This window comes from Streptomyces sp. URMC 123, assembly GCF_051386515.1.
In the GTDB taxonomy this organism is placed as follows: domain Bacteria; phylum Actinomycetota; class Actinomycetes; order Streptomycetales; family Streptomycetaceae; genus Streptomyces.
Map to the genome: position 1 here is coordinate 1 of NZ_JBPQTV010000391.1, position 5,370 is coordinate 5,370.

The 5,370-nt window shown below is 77.2% G+C and carries 5 protein-coding genes and 1 pseudogene; 4 read left to right on the forward strand and 2 right to left on the reverse strand.

The window, feature by feature from the left end; translation table 11 throughout:
- Window positions 1-1,448 (forward strand): apolipoprotein N-acyltransferase (lnt, locus tag ACSNOD_RS27890; protein WP_436769845.1); only part of this gene is annotated, 1,448 nt, incomplete at its 5' end.
- Here the strand turns inward: lnt and ACSNOD_RS27895 are convergent.
- Both ACSNOD_RS27895 and ACSNOD_RS27900 read right to left on the reverse strand, forming a co-directional pair.
- Window positions 1,369-2,280: a Gfo/Idh/MocA family protein gene (locus ACSNOD_RS27895; RefSeq protein ID WP_436769849.1), complete on the reverse strand. Its 912-nt coding sequence runs from the start codon at window positions 2,278-2,280 to the stop codon at window positions 1,369-1,371. The two genes, lnt and ACSNOD_RS27895, sit on opposite strands and share 80 nt — an antisense overlap.
- A gap of 101 nt (window positions 2,281-2,381) precedes the next feature.
- Window positions 2,382-3,581, reverse strand: a complete 1,200-nt coding sequence (locus ACSNOD_RS27900) for an FAD-dependent monooxygenase (RefSeq protein WP_436769846.1) — start codon at window positions 3,579-3,581, stop codon at window positions 2,382-2,384.
- Between the two features lie 149 nt (window positions 3,582-3,730).
- Between ACSNOD_RS27900 and ACSNOD_RS27905 the strand changes: the two genes are divergently transcribed.
- From ACSNOD_RS27905 to ACSNOD_RS27915, 3 genes and pseudogenes are all read left to right on the forward strand, one after another.
- On the forward strand, window positions 3,731-4,354 hold the full coding sequence (locus ACSNOD_RS27905; protein WP_436769847.1) for a TetR/AcrR family transcriptional regulator: 624 nt from the start codon (window positions 3,731-3,733) through the stop codon (window positions 4,352-4,354).
- 31 nt (window positions 4,355-4,385) lie between these two features.
- Window positions 4,386-4,943, forward strand: coding sequence for a DinB family protein (locus ACSNOD_RS27910; protein ID WP_436769848.1), 558 nt, complete (start codon window positions 4,386-4,388; stop codon window positions 4,941-4,943).
- Window positions 4,944-5,177: 234 nt separating this feature from the next.
- Window positions 5,178-5,370: pseudogene (locus ACSNOD_RS27915) on the forward strand (hypothetical protein); the annotation flags it as partial.

The window sequence follows — 5,370 nt, forward strand, 5'->3', positions numbered from 1 at the left end:
GCGCGGGCACGGGTGTCCGCGGTGCGAACGCCGCCGACCGGGGCCCGGGCGGCCGCGGAGGCGCGAGCGGCCGGCGAGCGGCTGCCGCCCTCCTCCTGGTGCCGGCCGGCTGGGTGGCCGTGGAACTGGTCCGGTCCTGGGAGTACCTCGGCGGGCCCTGGGGCCTGCTGGGCGCGAGCCAGTGGCAGGTCGAGCCGGGGCTGCGGCTGGCCTCCCTGGGCGGGGTGTGGCTGGTGAGCTTCCTGGTGGTGGCGGTGAACACGGCGCTCGCCGCCCTGCTGGCGCTGCCCCGGGCCCGTACGCCCGCGCTCGCCGGGGTGCTGGCCTGCGCCACGGCGGCGGGCGCGGCGTGGGCGTGGGCCCCGCGGCCCGACCACGCCGGCACCGTGCGGATCGCGCTGGTGCAGCCCGGGGTGGTGGCCGGCCCGGACAGCGCCGAGCGGCGCTTCGACCGCGAGGAGGAGCTGACCCGGACGCTGGCGGGCAGCGGCGCGCGGCTGGTGGTCTGGGGGGAGAGCGCGATAGGGGCGGACCTGGGCGGCCGGCCGGACCTGCGGCAGCGGCTGGCGGCGCTCTCCCAGGCCGTGGACGCGAATCTGCTGGTGAACGTGGACGCGCGGCGCTCCGACCGGCCGGGGATCTTCAAGAGTTCGGTGCTGGTGGGGCCCGCGGGGCCGACCGTGGAGCGCTACGACAAGATGCGCCTGGTGCCGTTCGGGGAGTACATACCCGCCCGCTCCGTGCTGGGCTGGGCCACGTCCGTCGGCAAGGCGGCGGCCGAGGACCGGCGGCGGGGGGTGGCGCCGGTGCTCATGGAGCTGCCGGCGACGACGGGCGGGCGCGAGGGGCTGCTGATCGGCCCGCTGGTGTGCTTCGAGTCGGCGTTCCCGGACATGAGCCGGCGGCTGACCCGCGACGGGGCGCGGGTGCTGATCGCGCAGTCGGCGACCTCGACGTTCCAGCACAGCTGGGCGCCGGAGCAGCACGCCTCGCTGGCGGCGCTGCGGGCGGCGGAGACCTGGCGGCCCATGGCGCACGCGACGCTGACCGGGGTGAGCGCCGTGCACGGCCCGGACGGCGGGGCGGTCGGCGAACGGCTGGGCACGGACCGGTCGGCCGCGGCGGTCTACGAGGTGCCGCTGGCGAGCGGCACGAGCCCGTATGTGCGCTTCGGCGACTGGGTGGTGTACGGGTCGCTGGCCGCGCTCGCGGCCTTCTGCGCGGCGGAGGGGCTGCGCGCACTGCGATCGGGCCGTACGGGGGCGGGCGGCGGCCCGAGGGGTACGGGTGCGGGCGAGGGCTCGGATCGTACGGGCACGGGCGGCGGCCCGGGGCGTACGGCGGCCGGGCGCCGGCCCGGGGGCGCGGTCAGCCCGCCGTCCGCTCCCGCACCTCCCGTACGATCCGCTCGCACAGCCGGTGGGTCCGCAGCGCCTCCTCGGCGCTGAGCGGCTTCCCGGCGCGCACGGCGTCGAGGAACGCGAGGGCGACCTGTTCGATGCCGCGCTGGTGGGCGACGGGGACCCAGTCGCCCCGCCGGTCGACGCTCGGCCGGCCGCCCCGGTGGTCGACGACCTCGGCGAGGTTCACGACCTGCCGCTTGGCGTCCTGCCCGGAGACCTCCAGGATCTCCTCGCCGGAGCCGCCGCGCCGGTTCATGGCACCGATGGCGGTGAAGCCGTCACCGGCGAGGGTGAGCACGAGGTGGTCGACGAGCCCGTCGCGCACCCGGGCCCGCACATCCATGTGCTCGACCGTGCCGGGGGCCAGAAAGAGCAGGGTGTCGACGACATGGATGAAGTCGTCGAGGACGAGGGTGCGCACGTCCTCGGGGAGCCCGACGCGGTTCTTCTGCATCAGGATCAGCTCGCGCGGATGCTCCAGGCACGCGGCGTAGCCGGGCGCGTGGCGGCGGTTGAAGCCGACCGTGAGGCCGACGCCGCGCTCCTCGGCGAGGCGGACGAGCCGCTCGGTGTCGGCCAGGTCGTAGGCGATCGGCTTGTCGACATAGGTGGGCACGCCCGCCTCGATGAGCCGCTCCACGATCTCGGGGTGGGCGGCGGTGGGGGCGTGCACGAACGCCGCGTCCAGGCCCGCGTCGAGCAGCGCGTCCAGGGTGGCGTGGCGGTGCTCGGCCGGGACGCGGTGCGCGTCGCCGACGCGGTCCAGGGTGGCGGGGGTGCGGGTCTGGAGGTGCGGTTCCACGCCCGGCTGGGCGGTGAGCACCGGCAGATACGCCTTGCGGGCGATGTCGCCCAGCCCGATGCAGCCGACCTTCAGCACATCCGCGGTCATGCGCGACACTCCCCTTCACCCGCGGTGCGCCGACGGGCGTCGGGCGCACCGGACCAAGCCGAGCGGGCGCGCCGACCCGATGGTGATCACGCGTCCCGTGTCCCGGCAGCATACGTGGGCGTCGGCGGGTGCCAGTCGGCCACTCCGTCCAGGGAGCGCAGCGCGATATCGGGGCGGAGGAGGCCGGCGACGGCGATCAGCGCGCCGCGCAGGGCGCAGGCGGGCGCGGAGGACCAGGTGCTCAGCCGGCCCACCCGGGCGGAGCGGCGGACGACGTCCATGGTGCGGCCGCGCCGCTGGGCGGTGTACGCGGCGAGCGCGTCCGGCAGTTCGGCCCGGCGCTCCGGGTGCGTGAGGTGGGCCAGGACCACGGCGTCCTCGATGGCCTGGCAGCCGCCCTGGCCGAGGTTGGGCGTCATGGGGTGGGCGGCGTCGCCCAGCAGCGCGACCCGGCCGCGGTGGTGGGCGGGCAGCGGTGCGGCGGCGGTGTACACGTCGTTGCGGAGGACGGCGGCGGGGTCGGCGGCGGCCAGGATGTCGGGCACCGGCCGGTGCCAGTGGCCGAAGCGCCGCAGCAGCTCGGCCCGTTCGTCGTCGGGCGCGCGGCCGCCGGCGGCCACGGCGGCGGTGGCGTAGGCGTACACCCGGCCGTCCCGGAGGGGCACGGTGCCCCAGACGCCGCCGCGGCCCCAGGTCTCGTGCGGGACGAAGGGGCGCTCGGGGCGCGGCACGACCATGCGCCAGCTGGTGAAGCCGGCGTAGCGGGGCGCGGGGTGGCCGGGGAAGAGGGTGCGGCGGGCGTCGGAGTGGATGCCGTCGGCGGCGACGACGAGGTCGGCCTCGAACGCGGCGTCGGGGGTGCGGACGAGGGCGGGCCGGCCGGCGGAGCCGGGGTCGGCGACGCGGGCGGGGACGGCGATGCGCACGGCCCCCTCGGGGAGCCGGGCGGCCAGCAGCCCGACCAGCTCGGCGCGGTGGGCGACGACGAGCGGGCCGCCGAAGCGCCGCCGCGCGGCGGCGTCGGGCGTCTGGGAGAGCCGGCGCCCGCCGGGCAGCCGTACGCCGCCGCCCTCCTGCCAGGCGGACAGGGCGCGGACGTCGTCGCCCGCGCCGATGGTGTCGAGGGCACGCTGGGCGTTGGGGGCGAGGGCGATGCCGGCGCCCACGGGTTCGAGGGCCTCGGCGCGTTCGAGGACGGTGACGGACCAGCCGTCCCGGTGCAGGGCCGCGGCGGCGGTCAGGCCGCCGATGCCGGCGCCGACGACGACGGCGCGGGGTGCGTTCACGGTGTTCTCCTCCCCGGGGGACTACAGCCGTAGTCCCCTGCCACCATACTACGGTTGTAGTCCGCACCCCTCCGCGCCCGCTCCACGCCCGCGCCGGCGCCGGCCCGTCGTTCACTACGGCCGTAGTGAACGCGCGGTAGATTTCCGCCATGGCACTTCGCACCCCACACGGCTCACGTCGCACCTCGCGCGCCCCACGCGCCGAACTGATCGCCGACACCGCGATCGCCCTGCTCGCCGAGCGGGGGCTGCGCGGACTCACCCACCGGGCCGTGGACGAGGCCGCGGGCCTCCCCCAGGGCTCGACCTCCAATCACGCCCGCACCCGGGCGGCGCTGCTGGAGGCGGCCGTCCGCCGGCTCGTCGTCCGCGAGGGGGACGTCCTCGCCCCCGAGGAGTTCAGCGCTCCCCCGCGCGACCCGGAGGCGCTCGCCGAGGCCCTCGCGCTCGCCCTGCACCGCTATCTGACCGGGCACCGCGAACTGCTCGTCGCCCGCTACGAGCTGGCGCTGGAGGCCACCCGGCGGCCCGAACTGCGGGAGATCTACGACGCGGCGGGCCGGGGCTTCCGCGACACGCTGGTGGCGATGACGACGGCCATCGGCTCCCCGGCGCCCCGGCGGCACGCGCTGGGCCTCTCCGCCTGGTGCGAGGGGATGATGTTCTCCTGCACGGCCGGGCCCCACCACGCGTCCTCGCCCTCCCTGGAGGAACTGCGCGCCAGCGTCGCGGAGTTGCTGCACGGCATGCTGGGCTCCCGCTCCGGGCGATAACCGCTGGTCGGCTTCGCGCGCGGCGGCCATGATGGCCCCCATGACAACCGAAGACCTGACAAGCGAGCAGCCGGCGCAACCGGTGCGCGAGATCCCCGCCGGCCTCATCGAGGGCGAGCGCCCGATGCTGGAGGCCTGGCTCGACTTCCAGCGCGAGACCCTCGCCCTGAAGTGCGCGGGGCTCGACGACACCCAACTGCGCGAGGCGGCCGCGCCGCCGTCCGAGCTCACCCTGCTCGGGCTGCTGCGGCACATGACGGACGTCGAGCGGTCCTGGTTCCGCCGGACGATGGCCGGCCGGAAGGACACGCCACCGATCTACTACACCGACGAGGACCCGGACGGCGACTTCCGGGTCACCGACGCGGACACGGGCGCGGCCACGCTGGAGCGGTGGCGGGCGGAGGTCGCGGCGTGCCGCGAGGCCGTCGCGGGGCTCCCCCTGGACACGGTGGGCGCCTCGGAGCACCGCCTGGCGGGGCCGGTCACCCTGCGCTGGGTGTACGTCCACATGATCGAGGAGTACGCGCGCCACAACGGCCACGCCGACCTTCTCCGGGAGCGCATCGACGGCTCGACCGGCTTCTGACGCGGCGGGCTTCCGACGCGACCGGCCACCACCGCGGCCGGCTTCCGACGCGACCAGCACCCGCCGCGGCCGGCCTCGGAGTCGTCCCGTGCGGGCCGGCTGCCGAGTGTCGCCCCGGACCAGGGGGCGCACCCGCACGGGCGAGGGGGCGGCGGGCGGCGGGGCATCACCCATGGGGAGCACGCCCGCCCATACCCCGTACGCCCGGGGCGCGCGGCCAGCAGAGTGGCGCGAGTGCACCGATTCTCCGCCGCAGTCTTACTTCTGGCCGGCCCGGCGCTGACGGGATGCGTCTCCGTCACCGGGCCGCACCCTCCGCAGCAGCCGGCCGGCGCCCCGGGCCCGACGGCGGCCCCCCGGGCGGCCCGGCCCCAGATCGTGCAGGCCCCCGCGCGGGAGGCCATCGCCACGGCCGGACCGGCCGCAC

Excerpts from the sequence above, each read along its gene's own strand:
- ACSNOD_RS27905 (WP_436769847.1), top strand. The coding sequence starts at position 3,731 with ATGGCACTTCGCACCCCACACGGCTCACGTCGCACCTCGCGCGCCCCA.
- ACSNOD_RS27910 (WP_436769848.1), top strand. The coding sequence starts at position 4,386 with ATGGCCCCCATGACAACCGAAGACCTGACAAGCGAGCAGCCGGCGCAA.